Genomic DNA, 19,920 nt, shown 5'->3' with positions numbered 1-19,920 from the left:
GTCACCACCGGCCATGGGCGGTGACCACCGTCGCGACCAGGGGGTTTCGGGTGTTCGGATGGCGAATCGGCCGTTTCCGGTCACCACGGGTACACGCGTGGTTCAGGTGTGGTCCGCCCCCGCTCGGATAGCTTTACGAGCATGACGGAAGAGGAACACATTCGGCACGCGGGTCCGCTGACGTACCGGGGGCGGGCCATCCCCCAGACCACCACCGACCAGCGCCTGCTGGACCAGCGGGGGCCGACGGACTGGGTCCACACGGACCCCTGGCGGGTGCTGCGCATCCAGTCGGAGTTCGTCGAGGGGTTCGGTCTGCTGTCCGAGCTGCCGTCGGCGGTGAGCGTGTTCGGGTCGGCCCGGGTGAAGCCGGACAGCGAGCACTACGCGCTGGGCGTGAAGGTCGGCGCCAGGCTGGCTGAGGCCGGGTACGCCACGATCACCGGCGGCGGCCCGGGGATGATGGAGGCCGCCAACAAGGGGGCCCAGGGGGCGGGCGGCATGTCCGTCGGGCTGGGCATCGAGCTGCCGTTCGAGCAGTCCCTCAACGCCTACATCGACGTGGGGATGACCTTCCGGTACTTCTTCGTCCGCAAGACGATGTTCGTGAAGTACGCGCAGGCCTTCGTGGTGCTGCCCGGCGGGTTCGGGACGCTGGACGAGCTGTTCGAGGCGATCACCCTCGTCCAGACCAACAAGGTGACCCGGTTCCCCGTGGTCCTGGTCGGCACGGAGTTCTGGGGCGGCCTGTGCGAGTGGGTCGAGTCCCGTCTGCTGGAGCACGGCCTGATCAGCCCGGCGGACACGGAGCTGCTCCAGCTGACCGACGACCCCGACGAGATCGTCGACATCATCCGCAAGTCGCACCTGGACATCGCCCAGCGCAACGGTGAGATCCCGCCGGGTACCAGCTGAGCGGTCCGCCGTCCACCGGCCGTCCACGTGCGGCGGCGGGTGACGTCGTGGGGGCGCCGCGCCGTCGGGCGTCCGTCGGGGGGGCCGCGTCCCTCCGTGAGGCGGCCGTCCACAGGTGGTGGCGGGCGACGGGCGGGCGTGGGAGCATCTAACCGTGCCTGTCTTCATCATGATCCTGGTCGGTGCCGCTGCCCTGGCCGTGCTCATCGGCGTCGTCTACGTCGTGCTCGGCAAGGGTGGGCAGCTCGCCCGTTTCGAGGCCGACTACCCCCCGTTGGACCTGCCCGTGGACCGCCCGGTCGGATCGGCCGACCTCGGTCGGCTCCTGCTGCCCCTGGCGCTGTGGGGCTACCACGTCCGCGCCGTCGACGAACTCCTCGCACGTCTCACCGCCACGCTGCGCGAGCGCGAGGCGAGGATCGAGGACCTGGAGTGGCGGCTCGCCCGGCTCGACGCCCCGTACGTCCCCGAGGGGCAGGGGCCCGGGGCCGGTCAGCGCCTGCCCGGCGACGCCTACGCCCCGGAGAGATCCGGCGACGCCCCCGACCGGGAGGGCGTGGCCGGAGGCGGGGCCGACGCCTCGGCGGAGAACGCCTCCACCGCTCCCGGCCAGGGCTGACACCGCCCGTACCCGACCGGGTGGGACCGCGCCCCGACGCGGGGTATGTCGTGTGTCACAACGTACGCCCCGTCATCGTCCGCCGTGCCGGTTTCCGGTGCCCTATTCTCGTTCGCTGTACACACGTACCCCCCGTTCCACCGGAGCGGGCGGAGCTTCGGTCAGGATGGCGAGGATGGACACAGCAGCCGATCTCGATCCGGGACCCGAGGGCGGGGGCGACGGTTCCCCCAGCCCCGTCCGCCAGATGTCCCTGTGGCAGCCCCCCCGATCGACCCGCCACACCCTCAGGCGCCGCCGTCGGATCGCCTTCGTGTCCGGGGCGGTGCTGGCGGCCCTTGTGCTTTCGGGAGGCATCGCCGCCGCGTGGACCCTCCTGGGGGACGGCGGGTCCGACGTCGCGGAGGACGCCGGACACCTGGAGCGGTTCGTCGGATCCTGGGCGGGTGAGATGACTCAGGTCGACACCGAGGGCGAACACGTCGCCGACTGGCACGCCGAGGTCCGTATCGAGGAGGGCGGCCAGACCGGTGGCACCGCGTGGACGACCTTCAGCTGCTCGGGGACGCTGGAGCTGTCCGCGCGCGACGGCGACCGCGTCGTGTACGCCTACACCGAGCTCGCCGACCCCGAGGACCGCTGCGTCGACGACGCGGAGCTGACCCTGTGGCCGGACGGCGACAGACGGGGCCTGATGGCCGAGTGGTCGTCCGTCACGGACGAGGGAACCCGGATGACCTCCACGGGGGCGATGGACTGAGCCTCCCCGGAGGAGGCCCCCGGTCGCCGCGGTGGCGCGGGAGCGGCCGGAGCCCCTGTTTCGACCGGCCGCGCCGGGGCAGGAGATCGTTCGGCTCCCACGCTCTCATCGGAATTCGGTCAGGACCGATATAACCTTTACTGACCAACGATTCCTCGCTGGTAGACGTTCGCGCGCTCGCGCGGCCGTCGCCTGGCGCACACACCGGGGTCAACCTCCGAGATAATGGTCGAGGAGTGGTTCACGTCCCTGACCTCACGCGGGCGCGAGTCACACGGACCCGGTCCACGGTTCCGGAACCGAACCGTCTCGTCGGATCGGCGTCGGTGCCGCGGGTCGGCCCCGGTCACCTGCGAGGAACATCTAGAAAGGGGAATGGCATGGCGGCGATGAAGCCGAGGACCAGCGACGGGCCGATGGAGGTCACCAAGGAGGGTCGCGGCATCATCATGCGAGTCCCCCTGGAGGGCGGCGGACGCCTGGTCGTCGAACTGACGCCGGACGAGGCGGTCGAGCTCCGGGACGCGCTCAAGGGAGTCGTCGGCTAGCCACGACGTTCCGTGCCCGTGACCCCCACCCCGGGCCGGAGCCCCCTGACGACCCCCGAGGTTGCACACCTCCCAACTGAGTGAACGATTGTGAGCGGCCCGTGCCCTTCGCCACGCAGATCCAGTCCCGAGCGGGAAACCTCGCCGAATCCACCGCGGACCTGCTGGTCCTGCCCGTGTTCGCGGACGACGGGCCCAAGGCGGCCGAAGGGGTGGCCGACAGCGGACTGGGCGGGGATCTTCCCGCCCCGCTCACCGACCTGTTCACGCACTACTCGCTCACCGGGAAGTCCGGCGAGCTCGTCCAGTTCCCGGTGTCCCGGGACGAGGGCCTGGCGCGGCTGGCGCTTCTGGGGGTGGGGTCGGGATCGCCCGACGACCTCCGGAAAGCCGGAGCGGCCCTGTCCCGGGCGGCCAGGGGCCGAAGCCGTGTGGCCCTGGCCTGGCCGGGCGCGGGCCCCGAGGAGGCGACCGCCTTCGCCGAGGGCGCCCTGCTCGCCTCGTACACGTTCAGCATGAAGACGGGTGAGACACCCGAGGACAAGCGTCCGGCCGAGAGCATCGACGTGGTGGGCGACGGCGCCGGGGAGCTCGCGGACGCCCTGCGCCGCGGTGCCGACCTGGCCGGGGCCACCGCCCTGGCCCGCGACCTCATCAACACCCCCTCCCTGACCAAGGACCCGGAGTGGATGGCCGCCCGCGCCCGCGAGGTCGCCGCGGACAGGGGCCTCCAGGTGCGGGTCTGGGACGAGGACGAGCTCGCCGAGGCGGGCTTCGGCGCCATCCTGGCCGTGGGCCAGGGCTCCTCGCGGCCACCGCGACTGGTCCAGCTCTCCTACACGCCGGAGAACCCGACCGAGCACGTGGTCCTGGTCGGCAAGGGCATCACCTTCGACACCGGCGGTCTGTCGCTGAAGCCCAACGACAACATGATGCTCATGAAGACCGACATGAGCGGTTCGGCGGTCGTGCTCGCCGTGCTGTCGGCGCTGGCCTCCGTCGGCGCCTCGGCCCGGGTCACCGGTCTGCTGCCGCTGGCGGAGAACGCCTTCTCCGGAAGCGCCACCCGGGTCGGCGACGTGCTGACCACCTACTCGGGCACGACCGTGGAGGTCCTCAACACCGACGCCGAGGGCCGTCTGGTCCTGGCCGACGCCATCGGTTACGCGGTCAGCGAACTCGACCCCGACCTCCTGGTGGACGTGGCGACGCTGACCGGCGCGGCCAAGGTCGCGCTCGGCACCGGCACGGCTGCCCTGTACAGCGACGACGACACCGTCGCCGCCGAGCTGGAGCGCGCCGGGCGGGACTCGGGCGAACCGCTGTGGCGCATGCCGCTCACCGACGCCTACACCGAGACCACCGAGTCCCGGGTGGCCGACCTCGCCAACATCGGTACCCGGGGCAGGGACTTCGGCCCGGCGGGCGCGACCGAGGCGGCCCTGTTCCTCCGCGAGTTCACCGGCGACGTGCCCTGGGCCCACCTGGACATCGCCGGTCCCGGCCGGTCGATGAAGGAGAACGGCATCCTCAGCAAGGGCGGGACCGCGTTCTCCACGCGCACCCTGCTGCGCTGGCTCGCCTCCCGTTAGGAGGTCTGCGGGCCCGGTCCCCCGGAGTCGCGCTCGCGGCTCCGGGGCGCGGACGGCCGGCGGACGGCCTCAGGGGCGGATGGCGGCCAGCAACCCCTCGCCCACGGGCATCAGCAGCGGCACCAGCCCCTCGTCCTCCCGCACCCGCCGGACCAGTTCGCGGATGACGGTCTCGGCGGGATCGGGCGCGCGCAGCGGCCCGTCCGGTTCGGGGGAGGCGGTCAGGGACCCGTTGAACACCATCACGCCGCCCGGGCGCAGCAGCCGCCGGGCCTCGTCCAGGTAGTGGAGGTAGGTCTCCCGGTCGGCGTCCACGAAGACGAGGTCGTACCCGCCGTCGGTGAGCCGCGGCAGCACCTCCATCGCCCACCCCCGGATGAGCCGGGCCCGACCGGCGCCGAACCCCTCCCCGGCGAACACCGTGCGGGCGTGGTCCTGGTGCTCGGCGTCGGTGTCCACGGTCGTGAGGATCGCGTCCGGGGCCATGCCCCGCAGGAGCCACACCCCGGACACCCCGTACCCGGTGCCGACCTCGACGGCCGACCGGGCCCCGATCGCGGCGGCCAGGAACCGCAGCGCCGCCCCCGTCATCGGATCCACCGGCGGGGCCGACGACCGCTCCGCCACCGCGTAGGCGTCGGCCAGGGGACCGTCCCCCACGGCGTCCTGGGCGAACCGGTTCTGCTCGGTGCGGACCCAGGTGATGTGGGCCGCGCTCTGCTCCGTGCTCGTGATGACGGCCTCCCGCTGCGGTGGTCACGTTGTGGTCGGGTTTCCTGACCAGCGATGTGTCACACACCGTGGTGTGTTCTTCGCGATCGGGTCACATCCCTGGCGCAAGATTAGCTTGATCCGACGCGAACTCCGAGCGTGGCGGCGGGAACTTAACGGGCGTCTCCCGGCGTTGAAACGGGAGGAACGCACGTTGACCGCCACGAACCACCTCCCCCCACCGGGCCTCGTGCGTCGTCGAAGGGACGAAGGGAGCAGCGGTGCCAGAGACCGGCCCAGCCGTGGAATTCGAGGCATGGGAACCCCCGAGCTGGGAAGAGGTCGTTCGGGTCCACTCGCCCCGGGTGTACCGGCTCGCCTACCGGCTCACCGGCAACAAGCACGACGCCGAGGACCTCACCCAGGAGGTCTTCATCCGGGTGTTCCGCTCCCTGGCCAACTACACCCCCGGCACCTTCGAGGGTTGGCTGCACCGCATCACCACGAACCTCTTCCTGGACATGGCGCGCCGCAAGGCGCGCATCCGCTTCGAGGGCCTGGCCGACAACGCCGACGAGCGGTTGGAGGGCCGGGAACCCTCGCCCGCCCAGCGCTACGAGGACCGGCACTTCGACGCCGACGTCCAGAGCGCCCTGGACGCCCTGCCCGCCGAGTTCCGCGCCCCCGTCGTCCTGTGCGACATCGAGGGCCTCTCCTACGAGGAGATCGCCGCGACGCTCGACGTCAAGCTCGGCACCGTCCGCAGCCGTATCCACCGGGGCCGCGCCCAGTTGCGCCGCGCCCTGGAACACCGGCGGGCCCTGGCCGCCGAGGCGGCCAAGCGCGGAGCACACGTGACCAACGGGGAGGCGGAGTGAGTATGGACCATCTCGGAGAGCGGCTCTCCGCGCTCGTCGACGGGGAACTCGGCCAGGCCGAGCACGAGCGTGCCCTGATCCACCTCGCCAAGTGCGAGTCGTGCCGGTTCGAGGCCGACATGATGCGCCGACTCAAGCGGCGCCTGACCGGTCTCGGCGGACCCGAGCCGGACCACGACTTCCTGGGCCGTCTGACCAGCCTGTCCCGGGACACCGGGGCCGCCCCGGACGAACGGCGCCGCCCGGGCCCGCCGCCCGGCGGAGCCGGGTTCGGTCAACGTCCGCCCCTGGGCTCCTCCCGTCCGCTCGGCGGTCATCCCCTGGGTGACCACCCCCTCGGCGGCCCGTTGACCGCCGAGGCGGGCGAGCCCGGATCCGCGGCCGACTCCGGGGCGGTGGCGACGCGACCCTCCGGCGCGCGGACGACCGCCGACCCGCGGACCGGACCCCGACCCGAACGCCGTCGCGGGGCCGAACGCCTCGCCCACCTGTTCCCGCCCATCCCGGGCGGCCGCTACGCCTTCGCCGGGGTCGCGGTGGTGACGGCCCTGCTCGGCTCGGCGTTCGTCGCCGGAGGGGATGACGACCAGACCCCGGTCGTGGAGCCCCGGCTCGCCGACTACGCGGTCGAACACGCGGTGACCAGCAGGAACATGCCGGTGGTCGGACCCTCGACCACGGAACCGCAGCCGGAGGCGGCCACGCCCCTCGGCGCGCTGGACGGCCAGTCCCAGACCATCGGGGAGCCGAACCCGACCGGCCGGACCCACACCACCCGGTGAGCGCGGAGGAACCCTCCTCCCGTCCGTCCCCCGCCCCGGTGACCCTCGTGGCCCTGGTGGTGCTGTGTGCCCTGTGTCTGACCGCCGCGACGCACCCCGACTCCTCGGGGGTGCCCGCGGAGGGGGCCGACGACGGGATGGCGGTGCTGCGGCGGGCCGCGGAGGCCGAGGACGAACTCGCCTACACGGCGGTGCGCACGGTGTCCGGGCTCCTGGCCGGGAACCGCGCGGACGGCGGGGGAGGGATCCGTCTGCGCGTGGTGAACCGCCCGGGGGAGGGGGTCGCGCTCGCGCCCCTGGACGACGGCGGAGGCGCCTTCGTGGTACGCGACTCCTCGGCGCTGGAGTCACTCGACGACCGGCTGCTCCGGATGCTGGAGGACACCTACCGCGTCACCGACCAGGGCCCGGCCGAACTGGACGGGCGCCCGGTCAGGCTGGTCGAGGCCGACCGCTGGGACGGCTCCGTCGCGGGCCGGTTCTGGGTGGACGACGAGACCGGCGTCCTCGTCGGGCGCACCGTCCACACGGAGTCCGGCGCGGTCGCCCTCAGCTCGCGACTGACCGACGTGCGCCTCGGTGCGGGCGACTGGCCGGAGGGGGCCGTCGGCGGAGAGCCCTGGGGTGACGCCCTGACCGCCCCCGAACGCGACGGACTCCGCGAACGCGGCTGGTACCTGCCAGAACACCTCACGTGGAACCTGCGGCTGGTGGACGCCAGGTCGACGTACCTGGGGAAGCAGCGTGTCGTGCACGCCATCTATTCGGATGGTCTGTCCCAGGTGTCCGTCTTCACGCAACGTGGGAAGCTGGGAACGGAACATCCCTCCACACTTCGTGACGGATACGCCGGAACCGGAACGGGGGGAAGTGACGTCACAACACAGCACGACACGATCTTCGGCGGTGACGTCGGTCAGTACCAGAGCGTGTGGCAGTCCGACGGGTTCGTCTTCACGGTCCTCGCGGACGCACCCGCGGGTCTGGCCTCCGCCGCGGTGACCGCGCTGCCGGGGCCCGAGGGCTCCGGGTTCTGGGCCAGAGTGCAGCGCGGTCTGTCCAGGTGGGGGGTCCCCTGACCACCACCCGGACGCGCCGCGCGCCGACCCCGACCACACAGACGTACGGAGCAGGTCTTGAGCGAGGACTACGGCCGCTCGGCACGGGGGGCAGGGCCGGACGCGGCCACCCCGCCGAGCGGTGGCACACCCCCCGACCCGGGCGGGCACAGCGTGGTGTCCGCCTCGGGCCAGGAACCTGCGGAGCTCCCCCAGCGGCCGGTCCCGGTCACTCCGCCTCCGCCCCCCGGTCCCCGACAGACGGCCGGTCCCCCCGGCCACGGCAACACCTCCCCCCAGCCCTCGCCCCCCGGCAGCGGAGATCCCATGAACCCCACCCCGACCCCAGGCCCGGGCGACCCGTCCGGGCCCCCAGCGCCCCCCTCGCCCCACCCCGGCCAGCGGGACCAGGCCGCCGCGAGCCCGTACGGTCAGCCCGCGCCGGGCGGCACCGGTCAGGCCGACCCCCGGCCCGCCCAGGCGGCACAGGGGGTCCAGCAGCAGGCGCCGCAGGTCCAGCGGCAGGCCGTGCAGGGGCCCGCGGGGGCGCCCGGCCAGCAGGCGGGACAGGCGCAGCCGAACCGGCCCGCCCAGTTCACCGCGGCGGACCGGCAGAACCCGCAGACCCAGGGGCACCAGTTCCACACCCAGCAGGTCCTGGCCCAACCGGGGCTGACCGGCGGCCAGCCGCCGTACCAGGACGGAACCGGGCGACACGGACGCGGCGTGCCCGCGTGGATGGCGCTGGCCGGGATGCTCGTCGTCGCCCTCATCGCCGGTGGCGCGGGCGGGGTCGCGGGTTCCGCGGTCAGCTCGTCGGCCGCCCAGGAGGCCGCTCCCGAGGAGGAGGGGCCCGTCATGAACGAGCCGCCGCCCGAGGCGCCCCAGCGCGACCCCGACACCATCGCGGGCGTCGCCCAACGCGTGAGCCCCAGCGTCGTGTACATCGGCAGCGCCGACCCCGGCGTGTCCGGAGGCGGTTCGGGCTTCGTCATCGAGGGGGACTACGTGGTCACCAACGACCACGTGTCCTCGGTGCTGGAGGAGGACGGCATCCGGATCGAGTACAGCGACGGCAGCCTGTCCGACGCCACCATCGTCGGCGCCGACCCCAGCTCCGACCTCGCCGTGCTGTCCCTGGCGGACCCGATCGACGTCGAGCCGTTGGAGTTCGGCGACTCGGAGGAGGTCATCGTGGGCGACGAGGTCATCGCGATCGGTGCGCCCCTGGGGCTGCAGGGCACGGTCACCCAGGGGATCATCAGCGCCACCGACCGCCCGGTCAGCCCGGAGGGGGAGAACGCCAGCCGCTTCTACGCCCTCCAGACCGACGCCGCGATCAACCCCGGTAACTCCGGGGGACCGCTGGTCGACCTCCAGGGACGGGTGATCGGGGTCAACTCGATGATCGTCACCATGGGCGGCTACATGGGTGAGGGCTCCGGCAACATCGGCCTGGGCTTCGCGATCCCGTCCTCCGAGGCGCAGAACGTGGTCGAGCGGCTCATCGCGAACGGGTCGGCCGCCTACGCCGACATCGGGGCGGAGCTCGACCTCCAGAGCCCCCGGGCGGGGGCGGTCATCGCGGGCGGCTCCGACGCCGTGGAGCGCGGCGGTCCGGCCGACGAGGCGGGGCTGGAGCCGGGCGACGTGATCACGTCCTTCGACGGGCGCCGGGTGAACTCCGGGCAGGAGCTGCTCGCGATGCTGCGGGACCTCTCACCGGGTGACGAGGTCGAGGTCGAGTACACGCGCGACGGCGACGCGGAGACGACCACGATCGTCCTGGGCTCCTCCACCGACTGACGCGCCCGGTCGGGGCCCACCGACACGGCGAAGGCCCCGGAACCGCGTTCCGGGGCCTTCGCCGTATCGTCCATCCCCACCGGGCGCCGTCGTCGGTACGGTGCCCGCCCGGTGGGCGGGATCCGGTCCCCGGGAACGGTCACCCGGAAGGGGCGCCGTTCGAGCCCCGGACCCGGGCCGAAGCGAGGCGGAGGTCCGGGGCGGACACGGCTCAGCGGCCGGCGGGGGAGATGCCCAGCTGCATACCGGCCAGTCCGCGCGGCTTGCCGACCAGGTTCTCGGCGATCGACGAGATCACCGTGCTGGCCTCGGCGTCGGGGTCGGTCAGGACGAGGGGCTTGCCCTCGTCGCCGCCCTCGCGCAGGCGGGTGTCCAGCGGAACCTGGCCCAGGAGCGGGATGTCGGTGCCGAGGGTCTTGGTCAGCGCGTCGGCCACGGTCCGGCCGCCGCCCTCGCCGAACAGGTGCAGCGGTTCGCCGCCCTCCGGCGGGACGAAGTACGACATGTTCTCGATGACACCGGCGATGCGCTGGTGTGTCTGGGCGGTGATGGCGCCCGCGCGCTCGGCGACCTCGGCCGCGGCCTGCTGCGGCGTGGTCACCACGAGGAGCTCGGCCGACGGCAGGAGCTGCGCGACGGAGATGGCGATGTCACCGGTGCCCGGGGGCAGGTCCATCAGCAGGACGTCGAGGTCACCCCAGAAGACGTCGGCGAGGAACTGCTGGAGCGCGCGGTGCAGCATGGGGCCGCGCCACACGACCGGCTGGTTCCCCTGGGTGAACATGCCGACCGAGATGACCTTGATGTCGTGCGCGGTCGGCGGGAGGATCATGTCCTCGACCTTGGTCGGGAAGTCCGACGCGCCGAGCATGCGCGGCACCGAGTGGCCGTAGATGTCGGCGTCGACCACACCGACCTTGTGGCCCTGGGCGGCCATGGCGGCGGCGAGGTTGACGGTCACGGAGGACTTGCCGACCCCGCCCTTGCCGGAGGCGACGGCGAAGACCCTGGTCAGGGAGTTCGGCTTGGCGAAGGGGATCTCCTTCTCCGCCTGGCCGCCGCGGAGCTTGGTCTGGAGTTCCTTGCGCTGCTCGTCGCTCATCACGTCGAGTTCGACCGCGACGGAGGTGACCCCGGGGACCTGGGTCACCGCTTCGGTCACGTCCTTCTCGATGCGGCCCTTCATCGGGCAGCCGGCCACCGTGAGATAGATGCCGACACGTACGGCACCGTCGTCGGCGATGTCGATGCTCTTGACCATGCCGAGGTCGGTGATGGGGCGGCGGATCTCCGGGTCTTGCACCGTGGCCAGGGCCTTCTGCACCTGCTCGGTGGATGGTGTGGAGGACATGTACCCAATCGTAGGTCAGCGGAACGGGGTCTTGGCCTGTGGTGTCTCTCCCACGTGCCATCCGGTGCAACGGGGGACGGGCATGGGGCTATTCCGGGATGTCGTCGGGGTCCGGGGAGCCGGGTGGGGGTGGAGGTGCGGGGGTGTCGAAGCAGGGGTCCGGAGGCGTCGATCCATACCGTGACCAGGCGTTAACGGCGTGCCCTTAACGCTGGCAATACAAGCCCGGATAGTAGTCTCTGCGCACCATGGGAAATGCGCCACCACCGCCTGGTTCGTCCTGGCCCGCCGCCCCGGAGGGGCCGGAGGGGCGGGCCGACGGTGCGTGGACCCATGAGCAGACCTGGGCGGGACCGCCCGGGGGAGGCCGGTTGACGCCCCCCGGAGGGCATCCGGCGGTCAACCCGGATTCCGACGTGTGGGCCTGGCCGCCGCCCCGGCCGGTGCGGACCAGCGGGTTCGCCCCCGCCGAGGCTCCGGAGGGTGAGCCCTATCACAGACTCGCGCGCGGTTCGCGGTACCGCTGGTGGATGCCGCCCCTGACGATCCTGGTCCTGGCGTTCCTGCTGTTCTTCCTCTGGGTCGCCGTCGCCCTGTCGATGACGATCGTCGCCCTGGTGGAGGGGGGCGGGCTCGGTGCGGGGTCGGCCCGGGTGGGGCAGATCGCCGGCCTGGCGATCGGCCTGGTCTCGGCCGCGCTGCTCATCCCCATCGTGCTGCTCGTCGTACGGGTGGTGCAGTGGCGCCGCGTGGGCACGCTGATGTCGGTCGAGGGGCGGATGAGGTGGACGTGGCTGGCGCGCTGCGCGGCCCTGGCGGTGGCCCCCGTCTCCGTGAGCGTGGTGCTCTACCTGCTGCTGTCGGACGACTTCCGGACGGGGACGATGTCCGGCGCCGTGTCCGGAGGGGCCGAGGTGGCGGCGGTGTCGGGGGCGGTCCTGGTCATCCTGCTGCTGGTGCCGTTCCAGTCGGTGGCCGAGGAGGTCACCCTGCGGGGCCTGGTCATGCAGTGGGTCGGCTCGCTGGGCGCGCCCGCCCACGCCCCCGGCGGGGACCAGGCGGTGGCCCGGGTGCTGCGCTCGCCCGCCCCGGCGATCCTCGCCAGCGGGACCCTGTTCGCCGCGCTGTACGCCTCCGCCTACCCCGACGACGTGTGGACCACCGCGGCGCTCACCGTGATGGGGACCAGCACGGCCTGGCTGACCTGGCGCACCGGAGGACTGGAGGCGGCGATCGGGCTGCACCTGGTCAACGGCCTCGTCCAGCTCGTCCTGTGCGTGGTGGAGGGACGGACGGCGGCGATCGGCACGGGCGTCGTGATCGGCGCCGGGCCGCCGGGGATGGGCGGCCCGTTCGGGCTGGCCCTCGCCGCGGGGGTGATGCTCAGCTACGCCCTGACGGTGACGTGGCTCGCCCGACGCGTCGGGCTGCGCCGGACGAGCACGGTCACGGGGGTCTGACCGGGCACCGTCCGGCGGGTGCGCCGGTGCCGCGGCTCAGCCGCCGTCGGGGCGCCAGGAGGGGTCCCGGCCGGTCATCCCGAGGAGCCGGTCGAAGAGGGGCGCGTCGTCCGCCACGGTCACTGGCGGACCGAACAGGCCGGGGGTGCCTCCGGGGTTGTCGGCCACCATCTGCCGCACCCAGTCGTGGACCGTCCGCACCGCGTCCGCCAGCGCGGGGTCGTCGCCGGGGAACGTCTGCCCGGTCGCCACGGCCAGGTCCCAGCCGTGGACGAGGACCTCGTCCACCGCCACGGCGCCCGCCACCTCGCCCGGGAGGTCGAGGCCGCCCGCCCGCGTCATGCCGCTCCACGCCGCCTCCCGGAGCCACGCACGGGCCAGCCCGTCGAGCCGCGCCGGAATCCGTTCCCGCCAGCCCGCCGCCAACCGCGACTCCTCGGGGGAGGGGGGAGCCGCGTCGGCCGCGCCGGACTCCTTGGCCGCGGCGGAGGTGAAGGCCGCGCACAGGACGTCGACGTGGCCGAGGAGCGTGCCGACGGTCATGCCGGCACACGGTGTGGAGGACGCGAGCTGGTCGTCGCCCACCCCCCGCACGATGTCGGCGGTCGCTGCGGTCACGGGGCGTGGGTCCGTCATCATGTGGGTTCTCCACGGGCTCGTCGGATACACAACCGGCTACGCGGTCAGTGTCGCACCCGGGACCGACGATCCGGCTCCCCGCCACGGCGGGCGGCGCCCTCCGCGGCGGGGGACTCCCGTACCGGGAACACCCACGTCCGGTAGGACCAGAACCGGAAGAGGGTGCCCAGCCCGACACCGACGACGTTCCCCGCGATGTTGTGCGCCAGCTGGCCCTCCAACGCCAACACGTACACCGCGAAGCCCTGGCAGCCGAGCTGGAGGAGCAACCCCACGCCGTTCATCGCCAGGAACAGCACCGTCTCGCGCGCGTACCCAGTGCGGGCCCGGTCCTGGTAGGTCCAGAACCGGTTGCCGACGAAGGCGACCGCGATCGCGCACGTGGTACCGATCACCTGGCCGGGGAGGGGGCCCGTGCCGAGCCCCCACAGGAGGTTGGTCACCCCGAGCTGGACCACGTAGGCGACGGCCCCGACGGAGCCGAACCGGCCCACCTCGGAGGTGAGCCCGGCGATCCTGGGGTGCCGTTGGAGGAACTCGCGCACGGACGGGATCTCCTGTCGGATCGGGGGTCTGCTCGTCTCACGCCCCGGCCCGGCGGGCCGCTCACCTGGGGCGGGGGTGGGTCCTCGGGGACACGGGGCGGGCACGCCCTAGACTCTAGCCGGGGACTGGAGCAGGACCCCGGCCGCGGGTTCCGAGCCGAAACGGCCAGGTTCCGCATCGTGCGGAGCCGTCCCGTCACCGCGGTGGACGAGCATGAGTTGAGGAACTGTGAGCGAGCGTAACCGCACTGTCCCCCGTGTCGGAATGGTGGGAGGCGGACAACTCTCCCGGATGACCCACCAGGCGGGCATCGGACTGGGGGTGGACTTCTCGGTCCTGGCCGCCAGCCCGACCGACAGCGCCGCACTGGTCTGCGGCGACGTCACCCTGGGAGACGACCGGGGACTGGACGACGTCCTGGCCTTCGCCAAGGTCTGCGACGTGGTGACCTTCGACCACGAACACGTGCCCGAACCCGTCCTGCGCGCCGTGGAGGAGGCGGGCGGCCTGCTGCGACCCGGCCGCGACGCCCTCCGCTTCGCCCAGGACAAGCTGCGCATGCGCACCCGGATGGCCGAACTCGGCGCCCCCTCCCCGCGGTGGCGCCCGGTCACCACGGTCGACCACGTGGCCTCCTTCGCCGAGGAGGCGGGGTGGCCGGTCGTGCTCAAGGCGGCGCGCGGCGGCTACGACGGCAAGGGCGTGTGGGTCGCCGACGGTCCCGACGAGGCGGCGAAGGTCGTCGACCGCGCCGTCGCGGAGGAGGTCCCCCTGCTGGTGGAGGAGAAGGTCGCCTTCTCCCGGGAGCTGGCCGTCCAGGTGGCCCGCTCCCCGCACGGGCAGGTCGCGGTCTACCCGGTCGTGGAGACCGTGCAACGCGGCGGGATCTGCCACGAGGTGATCGCCCCCGCCCCCGGCCTCGACGAGGAGAAGGCCACCCGGGCCCAGGAGCTGGCGATCGAGATCGCGCACGCCCTGGACGTCACGGGCGTCCTGGCCGTGGAGCTGTTCGAGACCGAGGGCGGCGTGGTCGTCAACGAGCTGGCGATGCGCCCGCACAACTCCGGGCACTGGACGATCGAGGGCGCCCGCACGTCCCAGTTCGAGCAGCACCTGCGCGCGGTGCTGAACCTGCCGCTGGGCGCCCCGCGCACCACGGCCCCCTACACCGTCATGGCCAACCTGCTGGGCGGGCGGGACCCCGAGGTCTACCGCCGCTACCTGCACGTCATGGCCAAGGACCCCGAGGTGAAGGTGCACTTCTACGGCAAGGACGTGCGTCCGGGCCGCAAGATCGGGCACGTCACCGTCACGGGCGACGACTACCGGGACCTCCTGGAGCGCGCCCGCGACGCCGCCGACTACCTGCGAGGAGACGACCAGTGACCGACAACGCCGACGGGCGGGGGCCCGCCGTGGGGATCGTGATGGGCTCGGACTCCGACTGGCCGGTGATGCGTGAGGCCGCCGACGCCCTGCGGGAGTTCGACGTCCCCTTCGAGGCCGACGTCGTCTCCGCGCACCGGATGCCGCACGAGATGATCCGGTACGGGACGGACGCGGCCGGACGCGGACTGAGGGTGATCATCGCCGGAGCGGGCGGCGCCGCCCACCTGCCGGGCATGCTCGCGTCGGTGACCACCCTCCCGGTGGTGGGCGTCCCGGTGCCGCTCAAGTACCTGGACGGCATGGACTCGCTGCTGTCGATCGTGCAGATGCCCGCGGGCGTGCCGGTGGCGACCGTGGCGGTGGGCGCCGCCCGCAACGCCGGCCTGCTGGCGGTGCGCATGCTGGCCGCCGGTGACCCGGAGCTGTCCGAGCGGATGGCCCGGTTCCAGGAGGGGCTCAGGTCGCAGGCCTACGCCAAGGGCGAGCGGCTGCGCCGGGAGGTCGCCGAGGACGGCAAGCCCGCCGGGTTCGGCCTCGGGCGCTGACCGGCGGAGCGGCCGCGCGGTGACACGGACCCCGGGGCCCGGAGCCCGGACGGCCGGGCTCCGGGCCGGTTCCGGGGGAGGTTCCGGACGTCGGAGGGGCGTGGTGTGATCTCCCCGTGAACCGAGCCACCGAGGACGGCAACCGCCGTATGCTCCGGGCGCGGGACGCGATGGACCGCGCCTACGCGCAGCCCCTCGACGTCCCGGCCCTGGCCCGTGTCGCCCACGTGTCGCAGGCGCACTTCTCGCGGACCTTCCGGGCCGTCTTCGGGGAGTCGCCGCACCGCTACCTCCAGCGCCGCCGCGTCGAGCGCGCGATGTTCCTGCTGCGCGCGACCGACCGCAGTGTGACCGACATCTGCTTCGAGGTCGGCTTCGGAAGCCTGGGGACGTTCAGCCGGACCTTCGGCGCCGTCGTCGGAAGGTCGCCGAGCCGGTTCCGGCGGGAGGGGGGCCGTGGCGGTGCCGTCGTGCTTCGCCGCGGCGTGGGCGCGGTCGAGGGAGGCGTCCACCGCACCGGCCGACGACTGAGCGGTTTCGGATAAGTCTTCTTCCGGACTGCTCACTATCGTCGTACACAGGTTCAACGCGATCACGCACTCACAGATCTTCGTCCTCGACCAGGACGAGGCCCTCGACTTCTACGTGGGCAAGCTCGGCCTGGAGGTCGGCGCCGACATCGACTTCGGGGTCATGCGGTGGCTGACCGTCCGCGTTCCCGGCCAGCCCGAGCGGGAGATCCTGCTGGAGAGGCCGGGCGGCCCGGGGATGTCCGAGGAGACGGCGGAGCAGGTCCGCGACCTGGTGACCAAGGGGGCGATGGGCGGCTGGTCCATCCTGACGACGGACGACTGCCGCAAGACCTACGAGACGCTGCTCGCGAAGGGCGTGGAGTTCACCGAGGAGCCCACCGAGCGCCCGTACGGCGTCGACTGCGCGCTCCGCGACCCGTTCGGCAACCGCGTCCGCGTCACCGAGGTGACCGTCTGAGCGTGGATCGGTCCCGTCTCGGCCGGCGTCAGGTCCGGCCGGGGTCCGGGGCGAGGGTCCGCAGCCCGGCCAGGGCCTGGTCGACGGTGGGCAGGGAGTCGGGGTCGATCACGGCCTGGAGCACGTATCCGCTGACCAGGCTGTAGACCACCGAGCCGAGGGAGGCGGCGGTGTGTTCGTCCACCGCCTCCTCCGGGACCCCGAGGACGATGGCCGCCATCGACAGGCGTGCCTGGGCGTACCCCGCCTCCAGCCGCTCGCGGATGTCCGGGTCGAACTGGGCCTGGGCGACCGCCTGCACGCTCGCCAACAGCATCGGCCTGCGGTCGGGGACGGTGCTGAACAGCGCTTCGAAGAGCGCCCGCGCCCGGTCGTGCGGGTTCCTGGCCTCGGCCGCGCGTACGGCGGCCTCGAAGGTGTCCCCCCACTCGCTGGCCGCCTCCAGCACGGCGGTGTTCATGAGGTTGTCCTTGGACCCGAAGTGGTAGCCGATGGAGGCCAGGTGGGCCCCTGACGCGGCGGCGATGTCGCGTGCCGTCGTGCGGCTGTACCCCTTCTCGACCAGGCACTTCTTGGCACCCTCCAGCAGGTCCTCGCGTTGGCTCATGCGGGGGAGCCTAGCACCGGGACGGACGTACGTACCGCCGTGTTCCGGCCTGCGTGGGGACCCTTCCCGTGTTTAAACGGACGTACGTATTGACGGACGATTTTGACGTACGTACGATCAATGCCATGCGCACCCACGACCGATCCGCCGCCCGCGCCTGGGCGGGGCTGATCCTGCTGCTGATCCCCGCGCTGCTGGTGTCCATGGACATCTCGGTGCTCTTCGTCGCCGCCCCCGCCATCGCCGAGGACCTCGACCCCACCGGCTCCCAGTGGCTGTGGATGATGGACGTCTACGGCTTCGTCATGGCCGGGCTGCTCGTCACCATGGGCTCCCTCGGTGACCGGATCGGCCGTCGCCGCCTGCTGCTCAGCGGCGCGGCGCTGTTCGGGGCGGCCTCCGCGCTGGTGGCGCTGGCCCCCTCGCCCGCCCTGTTCGTCACGGGTCGGGTCCTGCTCGGCGCGGCCGCCGCGACCCTCGCCCCGTCCACGCTCTCCCTCATCCGCGCGCTGTTCACCGACAGGGCGCGGCGCCGACTCGCGGTCGGTCTGTGGACGGTCGCGTTCACCGGCGGGGCCGTCGCGGGCCCGATCCTCGGCGGCGCCCTCATGGAGTTCCTCCCCTGGGGCTCGGTCTTCCTGATCAACCTGCCCTTCATGCTCCTGCTGCTCGTGGCGGCGCCGTGGACCGTCCCCGAGTCCCGCGGTCCCGGCTCGGCCCCCTTCGACCTGCTCGGAGCGGGAACCTCGCTCGCCGCCGTCCTCGGCCTCGTCTACGCGCTCAAGCGGTGCGCCGAGTACGGCGCCGACGGCCCCGCCCTGACCGCCCTGGGGGCGGGCGCGGTGTTCCTCGCGCTGTTCGTGTGGCGCCAGCGGAGCGCGGAACACCCGCTGATCGACGTCTCCCTGCTGGCCAGCCCCGCGTTCGCCGCCGCCGTCGGCGGGGGCGCCGTGGTGTCCTTCGCCGCCGCCGGTCTGGGGCTGTTGACCTTCACCTTCCTGCAGACCGTGCACGGGCTCAGCCCGCTGGCCGCCGCGCTGTGGGCGCTGCCGACCCTCGTCGGCACCTTCCTGGGCGCGGCCGGAGCGAGCGCGCTGGCCGGACGGGTCCGCCCGGGGCCGCTGGTCTCGGCGGGTCTGCTGGCGTCGGCGGCCGGGTTCGCGGTCGTCGGGTCGGTCGGTCCCGACACCGGCCTGCCGGTGTTCGTCGGCGGGTACGCGGTGGTCACGTTCGGCGTCGGCGTCGTGTCGACCATCGCCAACACGCTGGTCCTGGCCACCGCGCCACCGGAGCGTGCCGGGTCGGCGGCGGGCATCTCCGAGACCAGCCACGAACTCGGGGCGGCGCTGGGCATCGCGACCCTCGGCACGGTCGCCACGGCGGTCTACCGCACGACGATGGAGCGGGAGCTGCCGGGGGCCGGAGCCGCGGCGGCCGAGACCGTCACCGGAGCCGTGGCCGCCGCCGGCGAGCTGGCCGGATTCGAGGCGGGGGCGCTGCTGGACACCGCCTTCGCCGCCTACACGAGCGGCCTCACGGCGAGCGCCATGACCGGGGCCTCGGCCCTGGCCGGGGTCGCGCTGCTGGCCCTGGTCGCCCTGTGGCGGCTGCCCGCCGGAGCGGGAGCCTGAGGCTTTTCCGAAACAGCTCCCCGGGGGTCCGTTCGGGCGCCGGCGGGGTTCTGCACGACGAGGCGGGCCGTGCGGCCGGGACCGAGCGACAGGCGCGGCCGAGGATGAGGGAGTCCCCGCCCCCGGGACGACCGAACACGGGCCGATGCGAAGCGGAGGTCCCCAGGACACTACCGCGGCCGACGTGGGCGGGGCGCCCGGGGCCCGAGCCCCCGGCGCGCCCCTCCCCCGCGGGGTCAGCCCGCCAGCCGGTACCGGCCGTACCCGTCCACGCACTCCCCGGCCGGGCGCCGCTCCAGGTAGTCCCACTCCAGCAGTTCGTTCACGGGCACGAACCCGTCGTCTCCGTCCTTCTCCGGGATCTCCTCGGCGGGCACGAGCAGCTGGTCACCGCCGCCCGGCTGCTCGAAGTGCGGAGCGATCGGTCCGACCAGCGCGGTGAAGGCGGTCGTGACCATGTAGCAGTTGTAGTTGTGCTCGGGGCCGTCCGGCCAGGTGTTGAGGGAGTCCGGCGGCAGGGCGCGCGCCTGGTACGGGGCGCCCGCCGGGGCCATGAAGGTGCCCCACGGGGAGCCGAACCGGTCGAGCATCTCCCCGGGTTCGAGCGGCTGGAGTCCGTTGACCGGTTCGCCGTCCACCACCACGAAGCCGTTGTGCTCGGGGTAGTCCCAGCCGCTCCGGGTCTCACCGGTCTCCGGGTCGACCCGGTCCTCCACCCACCAGCGGTCGAGGAACTCGACGGGGGACAGCCCGCCGAACGGCTCGTACCCCTCGACCAGGGCGGCGACCGGTCCCTGAGCGGGCAGCTCCGCCGGGCCCAGGCGGCGGTCGCCGCACACGTAGGTCTCCAGGTCCTCGGACGTGGGCGGTGGGTCGAGTCGCGGGCACTCCCGTACCGCCGCGGGCGCGGGCCGCTCCGGGGCGGTCGCCCCGCGGACGTCCTCACCGTGGGCGGGTGCCCCGGCCAGGAGCAGGGCGACGGCCGTGCCAACCACCGGTGCGATCTTCACCATCGGGCTCCGTTCGATCCTCGGACACCCGAACGGTGTCGGGTGTCACGGAAACACTACGGAAAGTAGTGAATCACGGGTGA

The 19,920-nt window shown here is 73.1% G+C and carries 21 protein-coding genes; 15 read left to right on the top strand and 6 right to left on the bottom strand.

Features of this window, described 5'->3' with window-relative positions:
• Positions 1-141 precede the first annotated feature (141 nt).
• From DVR05_RS12050 to DVR05_RS12030, 5 genes are all read left to right on the top strand, one after another.
• Positions 142-915 (top strand): TIGR00730 family Rossman fold protein, encoded by a 774-nt coding sequence (locus DVR05_RS12050; protein WP_198659147.1) that lies wholly within the window; start codon positions 142-144, stop codon positions 913-915.
• A gap of 154 nt (positions 916-1,069) precedes the next feature.
• Entirely contained in the window at positions 1,070-1,534 is a 465-nt protein-coding gene (locus DVR05_RS12045) for a hypothetical protein (RefSeq protein WP_116245952.1), read from the top strand.
• 175 nt (positions 1,535-1,709) lie between these two features.
• Positions 1,710-2,294 (top strand): hypothetical protein, encoded by a 585-nt coding sequence (locus tag DVR05_RS12040; protein WP_116245951.1) that lies wholly within the window; start codon positions 1,710-1,712, stop codon positions 2,292-2,294.
• A 380-nt stretch (positions 2,295-2,674) separates the two neighbouring features.
• Positions 2,675-2,842 carry a DUF3117 domain-containing protein gene (locus DVR05_RS12035; RefSeq protein ID WP_017596980.1) on the top strand — a complete coding sequence of 56 codons (168 nt, stop codon included), beginning with the start codon at positions 2,675-2,677 and terminating at the stop codon, positions 2,840-2,842.
• Positions 2,843-2,943: 101 nt separating this feature from the next.
• Positions 2,944-4,434 carry a leucyl aminopeptidase gene (locus tag DVR05_RS12030; RefSeq protein ID WP_116245950.1) on the top strand — a complete coding sequence of 497 codons (1,491 nt, stop codon included), beginning with the start codon at positions 2,944-2,946 and terminating at the stop codon, positions 4,432-4,434.
• 69 nt (positions 4,435-4,503) lie between these two features.
• Here DVR05_RS12030 and DVR05_RS12025 read toward each other — a convergent pair whose 3' ends face one another.
• Positions 4,504-5,094 carry an O-methyltransferase gene (locus DVR05_RS12025; protein ID WP_116245949.1) on the bottom strand — a complete coding sequence of 197 codons (591 nt, stop codon included), beginning with the start codon at positions 5,092-5,094 and terminating at the stop codon, positions 4,504-4,506.
• Positions 5,095-5,447: 353 nt separating this feature from the next.
• Between DVR05_RS12025 and sigE the strand changes: the two genes are divergently transcribed.
• The 4 genes from sigE to DVR05_RS12005 all read left to right on the top strand — a co-directional run bounded on the left by sigE (position 5,448) and on the right by DVR05_RS12005 (position 9,669).
• Positions 5,448-6,023 carry an RNA polymerase sigma factor SigE gene (gene sigE, locus DVR05_RS12020; protein WP_116245948.1) on the top strand — a complete coding sequence of 192 codons (576 nt, stop codon included), beginning with the start codon at positions 5,448-5,450 and terminating at the stop codon, positions 6,021-6,023.
• A 2-nt stretch (positions 6,024-6,025) separates the two neighbouring features.
• A complete protein-coding gene (locus DVR05_RS12015) occupies positions 6,026-6,805 on the top strand; it encodes a zf-HC2 domain-containing protein (RefSeq protein WP_116245947.1) in 780 nt (259 codons plus the stop codon).
• Positions 6,802-7,884 (top strand): transcriptional regulator, encoded by a 1,083-nt coding sequence (locus DVR05_RS12010; protein WP_116245946.1) that lies wholly within the window; start codon positions 6,802-6,804, stop codon positions 7,882-7,884. The genes DVR05_RS12015 and DVR05_RS12010 overlap by 4 nt, the downstream gene beginning before the upstream one ends.
• Before the next feature lie 306 nt (positions 7,885-8,190).
• Entirely contained in the window at positions 8,191-9,669 is a 1,479-nt protein-coding gene (locus tag DVR05_RS12005) for a S1C family serine protease (RefSeq protein ID WP_232832098.1), read from the top strand.
• Between the two features lie 211 nt (positions 9,670-9,880).
• Here DVR05_RS12005 and DVR05_RS12000 read toward each other — a convergent pair whose 3' ends face one another.
• Positions 9,881-11,020, bottom strand: a complete 1,140-nt coding sequence (locus DVR05_RS12000; RefSeq protein ID WP_116245945.1) for an Mrp/NBP35 family ATP-binding protein — start codon at positions 11,018-11,020, stop codon at positions 9,881-9,883.
• A gap of 443 nt (positions 11,021-11,463) precedes the next feature.
• Here DVR05_RS12000 and DVR05_RS11995 point away from each other — a divergent pair, with 443 nt between their 5' ends.
• A complete protein-coding gene (locus DVR05_RS11995; protein ID WP_116246250.1) occupies positions 11,464-12,480 on the top strand; it encodes a CPBP family intramembrane glutamic endopeptidase in 1,017 nt (338 codons plus the stop codon).
• Positions 12,481-12,516: 36 nt separating this feature from the next.
• On the opposite strand, the gene DVR05_RS11990 is transcribed toward DVR05_RS11995, so the two are convergent.
• The gene (locus DVR05_RS11990) at positions 12,517-13,098 is read right to left on the bottom strand and encodes a TIGR03086 family metal-binding protein (protein WP_232832097.1); all 582 of its coding nucleotides are present in this window, start codon (positions 13,096-13,098) and stop codon (positions 12,517-12,519) included.
• A 65-nt stretch (positions 13,099-13,163) separates the two neighbouring features.
• Positions 13,164-13,664, bottom strand: a complete 501-nt coding sequence (locus DVR05_RS11985; protein WP_116245943.1) for a GtrA family protein — start codon at positions 13,662-13,664, stop codon at positions 13,164-13,166.
• Positions 13,665-13,893: 229 nt separating this feature from the next.
• Here DVR05_RS11985 and DVR05_RS11980 point away from each other — a divergent pair, with 229 nt between their 5' ends.
• The 4 genes from DVR05_RS11980 to DVR05_RS11965 all read left to right on the top strand — a co-directional run bounded on the left by DVR05_RS11980 (position 13,894) and on the right by DVR05_RS11965 (position 16,589).
• Positions 13,894-15,051 (top strand): 5-(carboxyamino)imidazole ribonucleotide synthase, encoded by a 1,158-nt coding sequence (locus tag DVR05_RS11980; protein WP_116245942.1) that lies wholly within the window; start codon positions 13,894-13,896, stop codon positions 15,049-15,051.
• Positions 15,048-15,599, top strand: coding sequence for a 5-(carboxyamino)imidazole ribonucleotide mutase (gene purE / locus DVR05_RS11975; protein ID WP_198659146.1), 552 nt, complete (start codon positions 15,048-15,050; stop codon positions 15,597-15,599). The genes DVR05_RS11980 and purE overlap by 4 nt, the downstream gene beginning before the upstream one ends.
• Positions 15,600-15,715: 116 nt before the next feature.
• Complete coding sequence (locus tag DVR05_RS11970) at positions 15,716-16,144, top strand: helix-turn-helix domain-containing protein (RefSeq protein ID WP_232832095.1); 429 nt, start codon at positions 15,716-15,718, stop codon at positions 16,142-16,144.
• 13 nt (positions 16,145-16,157) lie between these two features.
• Positions 16,158-16,589, top strand: coding sequence for a VOC family protein (locus DVR05_RS11965; RefSeq protein ID WP_369974533.1), 432 nt, complete (start codon positions 16,158-16,160; stop codon positions 16,587-16,589).
• Positions 16,590-16,617: 28 nt separating this feature from the next.
• Here the strand turns inward: DVR05_RS11965 and DVR05_RS11960 are convergent, their stop codons facing one another.
• The gene (locus DVR05_RS11960; protein ID WP_116245940.1) at positions 16,618-17,196 is read right to left on the bottom strand and encodes a TetR/AcrR family transcriptional regulator; all 579 of its coding nucleotides are present in this window, start codon (positions 17,194-17,196) and stop codon (positions 16,618-16,620) included.
• Between the two features lie 125 nt (positions 17,197-17,321).
• Between DVR05_RS11960 and DVR05_RS11955 the strand changes: the two genes are divergently transcribed.
• On the top strand, positions 17,322-18,827 hold the full coding sequence (locus tag DVR05_RS11955) for an MFS transporter (RefSeq protein ID WP_116245939.1): 1,506 nt from the start codon (positions 17,322-17,324) through the stop codon (positions 18,825-18,827).
• A 236-nt stretch (positions 18,828-19,063) separates the two neighbouring features.
• Here the strand turns inward: DVR05_RS11955 and DVR05_RS11950 are convergent, their stop codons facing one another.
• Complete coding sequence (locus DVR05_RS11950; protein ID WP_116245938.1) at positions 19,064-19,840, bottom strand: TNT domain-containing protein; 777 nt, start codon at positions 19,838-19,840, stop codon at positions 19,064-19,066.
• Positions 19,841-19,920: the final 80 nt, after the last annotated feature.

The sequence above is a fragment of the Nocardiopsis sp. FIRDI 009 genome, assembly GCF_003386285.1.
Classification (GTDB): Bacteria; Actinomycetota; Actinomycetes; order Streptosporangiales; family Streptosporangiaceae; genus Nocardiopsis.
This window is presented reverse-complemented; position numbering and strand designations above follow the sequence as displayed.